Raw genomic sequence first — 15,094 nt, forward strand, 5'->3', positions numbered from 1 at the left:
TAGATGGCGAAGGCGAACATGGCGGACGCGGATACCGGTGAGACGGGCGACGCGCCGCTGATCGATCTGAACGAGGGCTCGATCAAGAAGCTGGTCGCACGCGCGAAGAAGCGCGGCTACATTACCGTCGACCAGCTCAACGAGATGCTGCCGCAGGACCAGATGAGTTCGGAGCAGATCGAGGACGTCATGGCGGCGCTCAACGACATGGGCGTCAATGTCGTCGAGAACGAGGAAGCCGGCGAAGACGGCGATCAGGAGGAAGAGTCGGCCGACGAAGCCGAGTCGACCGATGCCAACGACGACTCGGCCCCTGCCTTCGAGACCACGAAGAAGAAGGAAACGGTCGATCGCACCGACGACCCGGTGCGGATGTACCTGCGCGAGATGGGCGCAGTCGAGCTGCTGTCGCGCGAGGGCGAGATCGCCATCGCCAAGCGGATCGAGGCCGGCCGAGACACGATGATCCTGGGCCTGTGCGAAAGCCCGATCACCTTCAACGCGATCATCGCCTGGTCGACCGCCCTGAACGAAGGCACGATGCAGCTGCGCGAGATCCTGGATCTCGACGCCATGCTCTCGAAGGATCCCGCCCCCGAGGCGCTGTCGGAGGACGGCGAGGACGATGACGGCGAGATCAGCGAGAAGAATGCGGGCCCGTCGTTCAAGGAAGAGGAAGAGCCCGAGGAGGAATCCGCCGACGGCGACGAGGATTCGATGACCGAGCGGCGCACGCCGCGACCGTCGGACGACGAGGAGGAGGACAATACCCTCAGCCTCGCCCAGATGGAGGAGACGCTCAAGCCGCAGGCGCTCGAGAAGTTCGCCAACATCACCTCGGTGTACAAGAAATTCTCGAAGATCCAGCAGCAGCGGCTCGATTCGATGGCCGCGGGCGGCGAACTGCCTGCGTCCGAGGAGCGCAAGTACCACAAGCTGCGCGAGGAACTGACCGCCGAAGTCGAGTCGGTGCAGTTCCATCAGGCGAAGATCGAGTATCTCGTCGACCAGCTATACAGCTTCAACCGGCGCCTGACCGCGCTGGCGGGCCAGATGCTGCGCCTGGCCGAACGGCACAAGGTGAGCCGTAAGGACTTTCTTGACCGCTATATCAACCATGAGCTGGACGAGAGCTTCCTGACCACGGTCGCCGGCATCGACAAGAAGTGGCGCGCCTTTGTCGAGAACGAGTCCGAGGCGGTCGATCGCATCCGGGCGGAGATTTCCGAGATCAGCCAGCAGACGGGCATGGCGCTGATCGAGTTCCGCCGTATCGTGAACATGGTGCAGAAGGGCGAGCGCGAGGCACGCATCGCGAAGAAGGAGATGGTCGAGGCGAACCTGCGCCTCGTGATCTCGATCGCGAAGAAGTACACGAACCGCGGCCTGCAGTTCCTGGATCTGATCCAGGAGGGCAATATCGGCCTGATGAAGGCGGTGGACAAGTTCGAGTATCGCCGCGGCTACAAGTTCTCGACCTATGCCACCTGGTGGATTCGTCAGGCGATCACCCGTTCGATCGCTGACCAGGCTCGCACGATCCGCATCCCGGTCCACATGATCGAGACGATCAACAAGCTGGTTCGCACCAGCCGCCAGTTCCTCCACGAGCAGGGCCGCGAGCCTACGCCGGAGGAAATGGCAGAGCGGCTGAGCATGCCGCTCGAGAAGGTGCGCAAGGTGATGAAGATCGCCAAGGAGCCGATCAGCCTCGAGACGCCGATCGGCGACGAGGAGGATTCGCACCTGGGCGACTTCATCGAGGACAAGAATGCGGTCATCCCGGTGGACGCGGCGATCCAGGCGAACCTGAAGGAAACGGTCACCCGCGTCCTGGCCAGCCTGACCCCCCGCGAGGAGCGCGTGCTGCGCATGCGCTTCGGCATCGGCATGAACACCGACCATACGCTGGAGGAAGTCGGCCAGCAATTCTCGGTGACGCGCGAGCGTATCCGTCAGATCGAGGCCAAGGCGCTGCGCAAGCTCAAGCACCCGAGCCGCAGCCGCAAGATGCGCTCGTTCCTCGACCAGTAAAGAGCGGTTCGGTTCAGCGAAATGCCGGCCGGAGCAAGGCTCCGGCTGGCGTTTTCGTATATTCGCCAGTGTAGGTCGGTCAAGGAGCGACCGAACGACACCTTGCGGACATCGACCGCGGATGCCCATCATCGACCCCGTAATTGGCGCTAAGTGCGGCTGGCGCTCTGACGACCGGGTTGCCGGCGTCGCGGAAGGGTTGCGCGTGCCGATCCACGTATATGCGTCACCATGGGTCGGTCAGACGACTTTACTAAAAAGCCCGCTGATCCTTTCTCGATAAAGTCAAAGGCAATTGCAGACTCAAATTGTTAACGATATCATCTCTTCAAAATAGGGAGAGGAACGATGCGCCTGCTTTATGGGGTCGCCGCGATTGCGGCGCTGACCTTCGCAACTGCCGCTCATGCTCAGGGGACGCCGCCTTCTGCGGCGCCGCCGGCTGGCGGCGGCGGCGGAGCGCCGGAATTTCGCGGACCCGACGAGCGGTTGATGGACCTTAATCGGATGAGCGACGACGTGAACCGGCGCTCACCGGGCAAGACCAGTTCGTCCCGTCCGGTTCCGGCGCGTCCCGAGGATGTCATCCAGGGCAGTGAAGTCCGTGATTCAAGGGGCGCGGTCATTGCGTCGGTGGAAAAGGTCGGCAACGGCTTCGCGGTGCTGTCCAGCCCGGGCGGCAAGATCGAGGTCGAATTCGCCTCGCTCGCGGTCAACAACAAGGGCCTTCTGATCAACATGCCAAAGGCCAAGTTCGATGCGATCCTGTCGGGCGGCAAGCCGAAATAGCTGCGAGCGCGGCGGCGGGCCTGGACCGGACCCTGCCGCCGCGGTCGTTCGACAGCCCCGATGATGGCCGGCCAAGACGGCCCTGCACCAATGGAGAGCCCCGTGGGTCTGACGGACATCGATTCCTTCGTCGCCCACTGGTGCGCCGCGTGGAACGCCCATGATGTTGAGACGGTACTGGCGCATTTTCACGATGACGCTTTGTTCGCGTCGCCCTTCGGTCGGCTGGTGATCGAGGGGAGCGACGGGATCTTTCGCGGGAAGGCGGAAATCCGCCGATACTGGCAGACGGCCTTGGCGATGGTGCCCGACCTTCACTTCGAGGTGGTTCGGTATTGTGTCGGCGTCGATGCCATCGTGATCGAGTATCGCAATCAGCGCGGGGTCGTCGTCGACGAGGTACTGATCTTCGATGGCGACCGCATCCGGCAGGGCTATGGGACCTATCCCCCCGAGATACTGCCGCACAGCTGATCCGCCGTCCGGCCGTCCGCCGCGAGATTACAGGCGAAACGCATGTTCGCTCGACCGGCCGATCAATCGAGTCCAATCCTGCGCGAACGGCTTGTCTTGAAGCCGGCGGACAACCTAGATTAGCGATCAATCGACGAACAAGTTTTCGTGATCACGCAAAGTATAGCGTGCTCGAATGATTGTGGTGTTGATCCACAGGGGGATCGGACAATGAGCAATCTGGCCGGCAAGGCCTATGGCATGAACGTGCTCACGCCGATGCGGCCTGGCCGTACATGGATCAACAACTTGCTGTTCATGGCTGCGCGAGCGCTTCCCAAAACCCTGTCCGGCCTGCTCGGCCTCGGTTTCATTCACTTCGCACGGTGGGTGATCATCCGACGCGACCAATGGCCGCAACTGGGCCAGCCCAAGGCCGATCTCGCCAATGATTACATGCTGTTCTGCAGCAATTTCAACGGGACATGGGACCAGTATATCGACGCCTTCGCCGACGGCATCCCCGGCGGGCTCGACCTGTTCTGGTATTCCAGCACCAAATATCCGAACTCGATCCCGATCACCCCGTTCAAGAACTATATCCGCGCCAATCAGATCGATACCGGCTATTATTACAATGCCACGCCGGGCAGCGGGCAGCGTGACATCAAGCTCGCGCTCAAGCTGGGCCACGACCTGGCGCAAGTCGCCGACCGGGCGGGCGTTCTGCGGGACAGCGAACTGGCCGCGGCGTTCGAGCGGTTGCTGATTGCCAATCAGGGCGGGCTCGGATCTCCCGGATATGCGCCGGTCGCAAGCTGCGACACCGCGGCTGCGGATCGCAATCGCGCCGATGCCGAACTCGGGCTGTGGGGAGAACGCGGCACGGGCGCGATCGAAGCCGATCGAGCGCTGGAGCCGATCCCGATGCAGGCGGTGCTGGCATCGTCCGCGGGCGACGACGATGCGTCGCAAGCGGCTGTCCGCGCCGTGGCCGATGCCGTGCTGTCGTCGAACAGGCCCGGCGATCCGCCCAAGGCAAGGGATCCGGAAGACCCCTCACCACCCCCGCCCGCTCCGGATTCGGGGGAGGAGCGTCATGGCTGATATCGACGTCTGCAGCTATTTCTTCACCGCCGCGATCCCGGTCTGCAACGAGGGCATCGTCGAGCATGACGGGATGAAAAGCTCGCCGATCCATGTCGTGCGGCAGGTACTCGAGACGCTGCCGACCGCGCTGCAATCGCACGCGACCCAGGAAATCGGCATCAACAGCCCCTTCTCGCGCAACCTCAGGACGCATTTCACCCGCTTCATCGTGCTCGACCAGCCCTATTTCAACGGGCGCGACCACAGCAACGCGCTGGTCAATGCGGCGATGGCGACCAACCTGCTGGACCCGCAGCCGGTCGACCAGATCCCCTGTCCCTATATCCTGTGGACCGCGGATTTCGACCTGCTCGACCCCGCCGGTACCGGCGAGCCCGGCCGCTACCTGGAGGAGCTGTGGCTCGAGATGGAGCCCGAGCTTCGATCGATCTTCCAATATTGCTATCAGTTCGACACGGTGACCGACCCGGCCAGCTTCGCCCGCTACATCATGCGGTGCCAGGTCGAGACGACCATGCCCTTCCACGATTACTGGTATGTCCCGCCCAAGCTGAAATCCATCTCCATCCCCGGACTTGCGGCGATCCCGGTCCTGGGTCTGGCGCTGCTCGCGGGAACGCTGATCGCCTGGCTGCTCCGGCTGGCCGGCTGGGCCTGGGCCGCCGGTTTTGCGCATTGGGGCGGCTGGTCATGGGCACCGTGGGCCGGCATCGCGCTCGTCGTGATCGGCGTGGCGATCGGCTATCATCGCATCCTGAGTTGGGGCGCCCGCCCCTATCCGGCCGCCCCCGGCAGTGATCTGCGCCACGTCCTCAAGAGCCTGTACCTGCAACAGGCGTTCACCCGATTCGCGATCGAGCAGCAGCATCGCGATCCCGGCGAATGGGGTGCTGCCTTCCGGCGGTTTCTCGAAATTCATCGCCCCGCCGATCTCGACGGACCGACCCAGCCGCCGGGCGTGATACGCAGCACGCTGTCGGGAGATGCGGCATGACCAACGCGGCCAATGCGGCGCCCGCCGCCACGCTTCTCGACCTTGCCGATATCCAGGGCGGCATCCTGCGCACCTATGGCGACGGTTTTCCCAAGGGGCGCAATTTCTATCTGACGGTGCGCGACGCCAGGAAGGGCCGCGCCTTTGTCGAGGCGCTGCGCCCGAAGATCACCACCGCCGCCCGCTGGAAGGACCCCAATCGCGAGGAACCTTTGCTGCGCACCCGCAATCCGCGGGTGAAGGACATCGCCCGCGCCGAGGGCCTGCCCGACTATCCGGGACGGGTGCAATTGTGGAAGCCGAAGGTGACGCTCAATATCGGCTTCACCTTCATGGGCCTGCTTGCCCTGGGCGTGCCGACGCGCACGCTGCGCGGGATGCCCGACGAGTTCATCGACGGCATGGAAACCCGCGCCGCCATCCTGGGCGACGACCCCTTTCTGAAGCAGCGCGATACAGTGTGGCAGGAGTCGAAGGGCGACAAGCGCGTCCACATCATCCTGACGCTCTATGCCCAGATGAACCCCGACGGGACCGCCTGCGACGAGTTGCAGCACGAGACCGACGCGATCGTCGCGCTGTGCGACAGCCTGCACGGCGGGGTGGTCCTGCTGGACGGCGTCGGGCCGGACAAGGGGCGGTGGCAGGACCTGTCGGCGGTCATGCGGCAGGACGGCGACCGCTGCTGGCCGACCAACAAGGAGCATTTCGGCCTGTCCGACGGCTTCGGGGATCCGGTGTTCTCGGGCCAGTTCTCCGGCGAGGCCGAGCGGCTGCGCGTGGCGGGCGGCGGCAAGCTGATGGCGGACGGCAGCTGGGAACCGCTGGCGACAGGCGAATTCCTGCTCGGCTATCCGGACGAGGCGCAGGAAATCCCGGGCGCGGCGATGCCGATCGCGTTCAGCCGCAACGGCACCTTCATGGCCTATCGCAAGCTGCACGAGGCAGTCGGGACCTTCCACGACTATATCGACGACCAGGCCAGCCGCTATGCCCGCACGTTCCAGGTGCCGCAGGACGAGGCGGTGCTGACGATCAAGGCGAAGATGGTCGGCCGCTGGGAAGACGGCGTGCCGCTGATGGTGGCGCCGACCTATGGCGCGTGGCGCCGGTTCGTCGCCGAGCTGGACCAGGCCCGCGCCGCCGGCGACAAGCCGAAACTGGCGGAGATCGCGCTGCGCTTCACCAACTTTACCTATGCCAGCGATCCGGTCGGCTCGAAATGCCCGTTGACCTCGCATCTGCGCCGCGCCAATCCGCGCGACACGCTGGGCCCGACCTTCGACGCATCGGGCCGGTCGCTCGACGGGTCGGCGATCATCAACCGCCGCCGCATCCTGCGGCGCGGCCTGCCTTACGGCGCGTTCGACCGGAACACGCCCGACACCGGTGGCGACCATGGCATCATCTTCATGGCGCTGTGCACCAGCCTGTTCCGCCAGTTCGAGTTCGTCCAGCAGCAATGGATGCAATACGGGCTGGACTTCAACACCGGCAGCGACACCTGTCCCGTCATCGGCAATCATGCGGTGACCGACGAACCCAAGCTGGTGATCCCGGTCGATCCCGATGCGGGCCGCCTGCCCTTCATCTGCGATCACCTGCCGCAATTGGTCGAGCCGCGCGGCGGCGACTATTTCTTCATCCCGAGCATGACCGCGCTGCGGATGATCGGAATGGGGATCATCGATCCGACCTGATCCGAACCCGCCCTTAGAGGAGGCGCCCGGTGCAATGGCTACTCAACCTGCCGATCGTCCTGTGGCGCCGGCTCCTGCTGCTCCTGCAGGGACTGGGCGCCCTGGCGGCGCTGATCGGCAGCGGGATCGCCGCGTTGTTCGGCAAGGGCGGCACCGCAGCCGGGCGGATCGGTGCGGCGTTGACGAGCCCGACCGGACAGCGCCGGGTGTTTGCGCTGCTGCGGCTGGTGCAGCCAAATCTGGTGCTGAACCGGCGGACGATTAGCTCGTACGAGAATAACGGCATCACCGCGCTCGCCACGCGCCGGGCCGACGTCATCGACATCCTCTCCCGCGATGATGACTTCGGTGTCGTCTATGCCCCGCGGATGAAGATGATCACCGGCGGCGAGAATTTCTTCCTGGGGATGCAGGACACGCCGAGATACACTCGCGACGTTTCCAACATGCGGCTGACCATGCGGCGCGAGGACGTGCCGGTGATCGTCACGCCCTATGTCGAGGCAAAATCCGCCGACATCGTCGCGATGCTGCCCGGCGTGATCGACGTGCCACAGGCGCTGACCCAGCCGGTCGCGGCGGGGCTGCTCGACCGTTATTTCGGCACGCCCGGCCCGTCGGAGGCGGCGATCGCCGAATGGACGACCCTGCTCTTCTGGTATCTGTTCATCGACCTGCAGGCGGATCCCGACCTGGATGCGCGGGCGCGGGTCGCGGCGGCGGACTTCCGTGCCTGGCTGGACCGTCATATCGCCGCGCGTCGAGCGTCGGGAGAGATAAGGGACGATGTGCTCGGCCGGTGCCTGGCGATGGGCAGCGCGGACATGCCGGGGATGAGCGACCTGGACATTCGCAACAACCTGATCGGCCTGTTGATCGGCGAGCTGCCGACCTTGTCGGGCACCGCCAACCTGGCGCTCGACGAGTTGCTGAACCGCCCGGAACCGTTCGCCGGCGCCTGCGCCGCCGCGCGAGCGGGCGACGACGATCTTCTCGCGGCCCATATCTTCGAGGCACTGCGCTTCCGCCCGTTGAACCCGGTCGTCTATCGCCGGGCGATGCGCGACACGACGATCGCCGGCGGGTGGCTGAGGCGCAGGCGTATCCGCAAGGACAGCATCGTGATGGCGTCGAACCTGTCGGCGATGTTCGACCCGCTGGCCATCCCCGATCCGGCGCGGTTCCGGACGGACCGGCCATGGGAAACCTATATGCTGTGGGGCTATGGGATGCACACCTGCTTCGGCGCCCATATCAATCGCGCCGTCCTGCCCGCGATGCTCAAACCCCTGCTCGCGCGTCCCAACCTGCGCCGCGCCGCCGGCGCGCGGGGGCAGATCGATACCGACGGAACGCCCTTCGCCCAGCATCTCCACCTGGAATTCGACAGTTAGGTCGGGGAGAAGGACGCGCGGCCGTCCCGCGATTGACGCGCATCGCAAGCTCCCCGATGATCTGGCGCGATCGGCGTTAACCGACATGCCGGCTGGAGATGGAGACCGAACGCGCATGACGGACGATCCGCCGGTCTTTCCCGATGCCTTCAACATGGCGGACTATTTCGTCTTCTCGAACATCGCGGCGGGTCGCGGCGCGAAGACGGCGCTGATCTTCGAGGATCGGGCGATCAGCTATGACGAGGTGGCCGGGAATGTCTCGCGGGTCGCCGAACGCCTGCTCGCCGCCGGCCTGCTGCCCGAGCAGCGGGTGCTGCTGTGCACCCGCGACTGCCCCGAATTCGTCTATGCCTGGTTCGGCGCGCTGAAGGCGGGCGCGGTGGTGACGCAGGTCAATCCGATGCTGCCGGCCGCCGACTATTCCTATTATCTCGGCTATGTGAAGCCGCAGTTCGCGTTTATCGACGAGACGAGCCGCGAGGCTTTCGAGGCGGCGCGCAGGGAGTCCCGCTTCTGCCAAGCGCCCGGTTCGGTAGTCCTCGTCGGTGACGGCGACAGTGGCGACCTTCCGCACTTCGACCCGTGGATCGCCGCCGATCACCCCCCTGCCCCGCCACCCTGGCCGACGCGCAAGGACGACCCCGCCGTCTGGCTGTTCACCAGCGGCACGACGGGACAGAGCAAGGGGGCGGTCCACGCCCATTTCCATTTCGCCTATAACAGCGAAGTCTATGCTAGGCGTTTCATCGGCATAAGCGAGGACGACATCACCCTGTCCGGACCGCGGCTCTATTTCGGCTATGCGACCGGCACCAACCTGATGTTTCCCTTCGCGGTCGGCGCCACCGCGATCCTGTTTCGCGAGCAGCCGACGCCCGAGCGCCTGTTCGACCTGATCGCGCGCCATCGTCCGACGGTGCTGACCAATGTGCCGACGCTTATCGGCAAGATGCTGGAAGCCGAAGCGCAGGCGCCCGACCTGTCGAGCCTGCGCATGATGTGGAGCGCGGGCGAGGCGTTGCCGCGCGACCTGCACGAACGGTGGAACAAGCGGTTCGGGGTGCCGATCATCGACGGCATCGGCAGTGCGGAGAGCTTCCACATCTATATCAGCAATCGTCCCGGCGACGTCCGCCCCGGGAGCCTGGGCAAGCTGGTGCCCGGCTATGAGGCCGATCTGCTCGGCGACGACGGCATGCCAATTACCGAGGGGGAGATCGGCGTGCTGCGCGTCCGCGGGGACTCCGCCGCGCTCCATTATCATGGCGACTATGCCAAATCGAAACGCCATCTGGGCGGCGGCGCGATCGTCAGCGGCGACCTGTTCCGGCGCGATGCCGATGGCTACTGGTATTATGAGGGACGCGGCGACGACATGATCAAGAGCGGCGGCATCTATGTCAGCCCGCTGGAGGTCGAAGCCTGTCTCGGCGAGCATCCCTCAGTGCTGGAATGCTGCGTCTTCGGCCAGGCGGACGCGAATGGCCTGGAAAAGCCGGTCGCGATCATTGTGCGTCGAGAAGACGGCGGCGACGAGGATGAGATCCGGCAGGACCTGCTGGCCTATGCGCGGGAACGGCTGGCGCGATACAAGGTGCCGCACCGGCTGTTCTTCACGACCGAGCCGCTGCCGCGCAACGATCGGGACAAGATGAACCGCAAGCTGATGCGCGAGCTGTATCGATGAACCTCGGCGACCTGCCCTGGACCCGGGTGAAGGCGACGGTCGATGACGGCCGGCCAGTCGTCGCGATCCTGCCGCTGGGCGCGGTCGAGGCGCATGGACCGCACCTGCCGCTGAACACCGACATCATCATCTCCGACGGGATGGCCCGGCGGGCGGCCACGCTGTTGCAGGCACGCGATGTCGAGGCGTTCGTGCTTCCAGCGATCGCCTATGCACCCGCGCATTACGCGTCCGAATTTGTCGGCACCATTTCGATCTCCGAGGCGACCGCCCGAGCACTGATCCTCGACATCGCGCGCAGCCTGAAGGGACAGGGCTTTGCCTGCCTGGCGCTGGCCAACAGCCATTTCGACCCCGCCAATGTCGCGATGCTGCGCAGCCTGGCGCCCGAATGCGCCGCGATCGGCCTGCCGCTTGCCTTTCCCGATTTCACCCGGCGCGCGCTCGCAGCGCAGCTGACCGCGGAGTTCGTGTCGGGCGCCTGTCACGCAGGCCAGTTCGAGACCAGCCTGGTGCTGGCCGACCGGCCCGAACTGGTCGACGATCCGGCGCGGGCCGGACTGGCGGACAACCCCTCCAGCCTCGTCACCGCCTTTGCCGCGGGGGCGACCAACTTTACGGAGGCCGGTGGGCCGCACGCCTATTTCGGCTCACCCGCCGGGGCGACGGCGCAGGAGGGCGAAGCCACCTTCGCGATCATGGCCGAGGCGCTGGCGGCCTCGGTTGTCGAGGCGATCCGCTAGCGCTCAGCCGGCATCGGACCAGCCGAGCCCGAGCGCCTTTTGCAGCGCGACGAAGTCGTTGGTCAGCGCCGCCACCGCCGTCGCGACATTCTGTTCCGCCACGACCCGCTGGCGCTCTGCATCTAGCGCGTCGATCAGGGTCGCGGTGCCCGCGCGCTGGCGCTGCTGCATCAGCTCCGCCGCACGCTCGGCCGATGCACGGACCTGTTCGAGCGAGGCGATCGCCCGGCGGCGGCTGCCGAAGCGGGCCAGCGCGTCCTCGGCATCGCGCAGCGCGCCGAGCACCGCCTGGCGATATTGCGCCTCGGCTTCGTCGCGGCGTCCCTCAGCCTGACCGACGCGCGCGCGGCCGCGGCCGAAGTCGAGGAACTGCCATTGCAGCCGCGGCATCGCCAGCGCGCTGAGATTGTCGAGATCGACCAGGTCCGACGGCGAGGTTCCGCCCAGCCCGATCATGCCCATCAGGCTGAGCCGCGGGAAGCGCGAGGCCTCGGCCACGCCGATCTGTGCGGTCCGCGCTGCCAGGTTGCGCTCGGCGGCACGAATATCCGGGCGGCGCTTCAGCAATTGTTCGGGATCGCCGATCGCGATCTGCGCCGGGGGCAGCGGGACCGGCCGCGTCTCGTCGAGCATCGGGTCGAGCGCGCCCGGCCGGTCGCCCGCCAGCACCGCCAGCGCATTCTTCAGCGCCACGATCTCGGCCTCGATCGGCACCGCCTGCGCCTGGGTCGCCCGCACCTGCGTCTGCAGCCGCTCGACATCGAGATCGGACGAGGCACCGCGGCTGCGGCGCTGGCGCACGAGATCCAGCATCTGCTGCTGAAGCGCGACGGTCCGCTGCGACAATGCGAGCTGCGCCTGGCGGTCGCGCAGATTGATATAGGCCTGGGCGATGTCGGCGGTCAGCTGGACCTGCGCATCGGCGACATTGGCCTGTGCCGCCTCGACCGAGGCGCGCGATGCCTCCACGGTGCGCCGGCTGCCGCCGAACAGGTCGATTTCCCAGCTCGCGTCGAATCCCAGGTTGAAGAAGTCGATCGAACCGAGATCGAGTGCATTGGCGCTGCCGCTGCCGCCGGAATTGCCGCTGCCCGACGAGCCCAGGTCCAGCCCCGGCAGCTCGGCATGAACATACATCCCCTGCGCGCCCAGCGCCGGCGCCCGGTTCGCGCGGTCCAGGCGCAACGTGGCGCGTGCCTGCCGCAGGCGCGCTTGGGCGACCGCCACCCCCGGGCTGGACGACAGCGCCCGGCGCTGGATGTCGTTCAGCGTGGCGTCGTTGAACGCGGTCCACCACTCCGCCACGTGCGGGGCAGTCGCGACGAAGTCCGGCTCCGCCCGGACGAAACCGGCGGCGGGCGTGGATCCGGGCGCAGCGGGCGGCCCCTTGTAATCGGGGCCCATGGTGCAGCCCGACGCGAGCGCGAGCAGGATGAACGGTGATAGGCGGCGCATGAGCATGTCCTCAGTGCATGACGATCGGCCCGTCCTTCGGGAGCGGGCGCAGGAAGAGCACGAGCGGGGTGATAAGCAGGATGCCGATCGTCAGGAGCCAGAAGATGTCGTTATACGTCATCACCAGTGCCTCCTTCTGGATCGTGCCGCCAAGGCTCAGCATCGCCGCATCGGTGCTTCCCAGATTCTGGGAGAGGCCGGCGACATAATCCTGGACCCCGGGCGAATTGGCCTGAAGCGATTCCTCGATCCGGCGGGCGTGGAAGAAGCTGCGCTGGTCCTGGATCGTCGCCAGCATCGCCAGCCCGATCGAGCCGCCCAGGTTCCGAGCCGCGTTGAACAGCCCGGCGGCGTCGCCGGCATAGCGCGTCGGCACCGACCGGATCGCGGCCTGGTTGAGGAACAGCATGACGAAGATCGTGCCGACCCCGCGCAGCAGCTGGGAATCGGTAAAGGCGCTGCCGTCGGACTGGGCGGTCAGTCCGACGTCGAGAAAGCAGCTGAGCGCCATCACCGCCATGCCGAAGGTCACCGCGATGCGGATGTCGATGTAGCGCATCATCAGCGGCGTGAACGGCATCAGGATCAGGCTGGGGATTCCCATCAGCAGCAGCACCTGCCCCGCCTGAAGCGCGTTATAGCCGGCGATGATCGAGACGAACTGCGGAATGACGTAGGAGGTGCCGTAGAGCACGACGCCGAGGACCACGGCCATCGCCGCGACGCTGCCGAACTGGCGGTCCAGCAGCAGCTGCAGCCGGATCACGGGCTTTCGCGCGAACATCTGGCCGGCAGCCAGCAGCGCAAAGCCCAAGGCGGCAAGGAAGGACAGCTGCCAGATGAATTCGGACTCGAACCATTGTTCGCGCTGTCCCTCTTCCAGCACCACGGTCAGCCCGCCCAGCCCGAGCGCCATCCCCGCAATTCCCATCCAGTCTGCCTGGCGGAGCTCGGACCAGTCCGGACGCTCGTGCGGAAGGCCGATGAACAGGAGCGCGACCAGCAATGCGCAGACCGGCACGTTCAGGAAGAACGCATAATGCCAGCTGACGGATTCGGTCAGCCAGCCGCCGACCAGCGGCCCGATCACCGGGCCCAGGATCGCCGTCACGCCGAACATCGCGGTTCCGATCGGCTGCTGGCGGGGCGGAAGCCGCGTGGCGATGATCGTCATCGCCGTCGGGATCAGCGCACCGCCGGTCAGCCCCTGTCCGGCGCGCCCGATGATCATCATCGTCAGGCTGGTCGAGAGGCCGCACACGACCGAGAAGACCGTGAACAGCGCGCAGGCGATCAGCAGGAAGGTACGCAGGCCGAACAGCCGCTCCAGCCAGGCACTGAGCGGGATGATGACGATTTCGGCGACCAGATAGGAGGTCGCGATCCACGTCCCCTCGGTCCCGCTCGCCCCGATCTCGCCCTGGATGGTCGGCAGTGCCGAATTGACGATCGAGATGTCGAGCGTCGCCATCAGCGCGCCCAGGCTGCCGGCGGCGACCGCCAGCCAGGCGCCGAGGTCCGCCTTCTGGACGGGCGCCGATGCCACGGAGGCCGAATCCGGGGCTGCGGCCGCGGTCACTGCCGGCCTTTCGTCCGCTGCTCCTGCTCGCGCTCGATCGCCTCACGCGCGCCCTTGGCCGAACGGGTGTCGACGCTGACCTCGACCGACATGCCGGGGATCAGCAGCTTGCGCGTCTCCGGACCGACATCGATCGCGATCCGAACCGGCACGCGCTGGACGATCTTGGTGAAGTTGCCGGTCGCATTCTGAGGCGGCAGCAGCGAGAATTGCGCCCCGGTCCCCGGAGAGAAGCTTTCGACCCGGCCATGGATGCGAACGCCTTCGAGTGCATCGACCGAAACCGTCACCGGCTGACCGATCCGCATCAGGCCGAGCTGGGTTTCCTTGAAGTTGGCGGTCACATACAGCCGCTCGACCGGAACGATCGACATCATCCGGACGCCCGGCTGGACGAACTGCCCGGGCTGCACCGTCTTGCTGCCGACGCGGCCATCGACGCTGGCGCGGATGACCGTCGCGCCCTGATTGACGCCGGCGGCGCTCAGCTGGGCCTCAGCCGCGCGGCGCTGCGATTGCGCCTGCCCGATCTGTGCCGAGAGGGTGCCGACGCGACGCCTTGCAGCGACCAGCTGGGCGCGGGCGGATGCGACCTGCGCCGCAGCCTGGCGTTCCTGATCGCGAAGCTGGGCAAGTCGCTCGCCGGTTTCGGCGCCGCTGGCAGCCAGGGGGGTGTAGCGGGCGACCTCGTTGCGGGCGAAGCCAAGGCTGCTGGTAGCCGCGGCGAGCTGCGCCTGCGCGCTGTCGATCGCGGCGTCCTGCTCGCGGATCTGGGCGCGGACACCCTCGGCATTGGCGTCGGCGATGCCGATCTGGGCCTCCGCCTGGCTGACCTGCGCCTGATATTCGCGTCCGTCGATCTCGACCAGCGGCTGCCCCTTGCGGACCCACTGGTTGTCGGCGACCAGGACCTGCTCGACCCGGCCGCTCAGCTTCGAAGAGACGATGACGGCGTCACTCTGAATATAACCGTCGTTGGTCGACTGCTGATATTTGCCATAGGTCTGATTGCGCCAGTACCACAGGCCGCCACCGACCAGCAGCGCGACGACGACCAGCAACAGGATCAGCCGGACCCTGGGATTTTTCAGCGGGGAAGTTCGCGGCGGCGGGGCACTTTCCGCCGTTTGCGCGTTCTCGTCGGACATCGACT

At 66.2% G+C, this 15,094-nt stretch carries 12 protein-coding genes; 9 read left to right on the plus strand and 3 right to left on the minus strand.

Annotated features, from left to right (window positions below; genetic code table 11):
- Positions 1-3: 3 nt before the first annotated feature.
- The 9 genes from rpoD to TPR58_RS12140 all read left to right on the plus strand — a co-directional run bounded on the left by rpoD (position 4) and on the right by TPR58_RS12140 (position 10,907).
- On the plus strand, positions 4-2,034 hold the full coding sequence (gene rpoD / locus TPR58_RS12100) for an RNA polymerase sigma factor RpoD (protein WP_346246926.1): 2,031 nt from the start codon (positions 4-6) through the stop codon (positions 2,032-2,034).
- Positions 2,035-2,382: 348 nt separating this feature from the next.
- The gene (locus tag TPR58_RS12105; protein ID WP_346246927.1) at positions 2,383-2,823 is read left to right on the plus strand and encodes a hypothetical protein; all 441 of its coding nucleotides are present in this window, start codon (positions 2,383-2,385) and stop codon (positions 2,821-2,823) included.
- A gap of 102 nt (positions 2,824-2,925) precedes the next feature.
- Positions 2,926-3,297, plus strand: a complete 372-nt coding sequence (locus tag TPR58_RS12110; RefSeq protein ID WP_346246928.1) for a nuclear transport factor 2 family protein — start codon at positions 2,926-2,928, stop codon at positions 3,295-3,297.
- Between the two features lie 210 nt (positions 3,298-3,507).
- Complete coding sequence (locus TPR58_RS12115) at positions 3,508-4,383, plus strand: hypothetical protein (protein WP_346246929.1); 876 nt, start codon at positions 3,508-3,510, stop codon at positions 4,381-4,383.
- Positions 4,376-5,380 (plus strand): hypothetical protein, encoded by a 1,005-nt coding sequence (locus TPR58_RS12120; protein WP_346246931.1) that lies wholly within the window; start codon positions 4,376-4,378, stop codon positions 5,378-5,380. Before TPR58_RS12115 ends, TPR58_RS12120 begins: the two co-directional genes overlap by 8 nt.
- Complete coding sequence (locus TPR58_RS12125) at positions 5,377-7,080, plus strand: Dyp-type peroxidase (protein WP_346246932.1); 1,704 nt, start codon at positions 5,377-5,379, stop codon at positions 7,078-7,080. The genes TPR58_RS12120 and TPR58_RS12125 overlap by 4 nt, the downstream gene beginning before the upstream one ends.
- A gap of 29 nt (positions 7,081-7,109) precedes the next feature.
- Positions 7,110-8,474 (plus strand): cytochrome P450, encoded by a 1,365-nt coding sequence (locus TPR58_RS12130; protein WP_346246933.1) that lies wholly within the window; start codon positions 7,110-7,112, stop codon positions 8,472-8,474.
- A gap of 115 nt (positions 8,475-8,589) precedes the next feature.
- Positions 8,590-10,164, plus strand: coding sequence for a benzoate-CoA ligase family protein (locus TPR58_RS12135; protein ID WP_346246934.1), 1,575 nt, complete (start codon positions 8,590-8,592; stop codon positions 10,162-10,164).
- Positions 10,161-10,907, plus strand: a complete 747-nt coding sequence (locus TPR58_RS12140; RefSeq protein WP_346246935.1) for a creatininase family protein — start codon at positions 10,161-10,163, stop codon at positions 10,905-10,907. Before TPR58_RS12135 ends, TPR58_RS12140 begins: the two co-directional genes overlap by 4 nt.
- A gap of 3 nt (positions 10,908-10,910) precedes the next feature.
- Here TPR58_RS12140 and TPR58_RS12145 read toward each other — a convergent pair whose 3' ends face one another.
- Genes TPR58_RS12145 through TPR58_RS12155 form a run of 3 tightly spaced genes read right to left on the minus strand, consistent with a single transcriptional unit; the run spans position 10,911 to position 15,089 of the window.
- On the minus strand, positions 10,911-12,362 hold the full coding sequence (locus TPR58_RS12145; protein ID WP_346246936.1) for an efflux transporter outer membrane subunit: 1,452 nt from the start codon (positions 12,360-12,362) through the stop codon (positions 10,911-10,913).
- A 10-nt stretch (positions 12,363-12,372) separates the two neighbouring features.
- Positions 12,373-13,941, minus strand: a complete 1,569-nt coding sequence (locus TPR58_RS12150) for an MDR family MFS transporter (RefSeq protein ID WP_346246937.1) — start codon at positions 13,939-13,941, stop codon at positions 12,373-12,375.
- On the minus strand, positions 13,938-15,089 hold the full coding sequence (locus TPR58_RS12155; protein WP_346246938.1) for an HlyD family secretion protein: 1,152 nt from the start codon (positions 15,087-15,089) through the stop codon (positions 13,938-13,940). Before TPR58_RS12155 ends, TPR58_RS12150 begins: the two co-directional genes overlap by 4 nt.
- Positions 15,090-15,094 lie beyond the last annotated feature (5 nt).

Source organism: Sphingomonas rustica (assembly GCF_039652585.1).
GTDB classification, from domain to species: domain Bacteria; phylum Pseudomonadota; class Alphaproteobacteria; order Sphingomonadales; family Sphingomonadaceae; genus Sphingomonas; species Sphingomonas rustica.

What these genes read in the sequence shown, in the direction of transcription:
- rpoD (WP_346246926.1), top strand. Translation starts at nt 4, where the DNA reads ATGGCGAAGGCGAACATGGCGGACGCGGATACCGGTGAGACGGGCGAC.
- TPR58_RS12105 (WP_346246927.1), top strand. Translation starts at nt 2,383, where the DNA reads ATGCGCCTGCTTTATGGGGTCGCCGCGATTGCGGCGCTGACCTTCGCA.
- TPR58_RS12115 (WP_346246929.1), top strand. Translation starts at nt 3,508, where the DNA reads ATGAGCAATCTGGCCGGCAAGGCCTATGGCATGAACGTGCTCACGCCG.
- TPR58_RS12120 (WP_346246931.1), top strand. Translation starts at nt 4,376, where the DNA reads ATGGCTGATATCGACGTCTGCAGCTATTTCTTCACCGCCGCGATCCCG.
- TPR58_RS12125 (WP_346246932.1), top strand. Translation starts at nt 5,377, where the DNA reads ATGACCAACGCGGCCAATGCGGCGCCCGCCGCCACGCTTCTCGACCTT.
- TPR58_RS12135 (WP_346246934.1), top strand. Translation starts at nt 8,590, where the DNA reads ATGACGGACGATCCGCCGGTCTTTCCCGATGCCTTCAACATGGCGGAC.
- TPR58_RS12140 (WP_346246935.1), top strand. Translation starts at nt 10,161, where the DNA reads ATGAACCTCGGCGACCTGCCCTGGACCCGGGTGAAGGCGACGGTCGAT.
- TPR58_RS12145 (WP_346246936.1), bottom strand. Translation starts at nt 12,362, where the DNA reads ATGCGCCGCCTATCACCGTTCATCCTGCTCGCGCTCGCGTCGGGCTGC.
- TPR58_RS12155 (WP_346246938.1), bottom strand. Translation starts at nt 15,089, where the DNA reads ATGTCCGACGAGAACGCGCAAACGGCGGAAAGTGCCCCGCCGCCGCGA.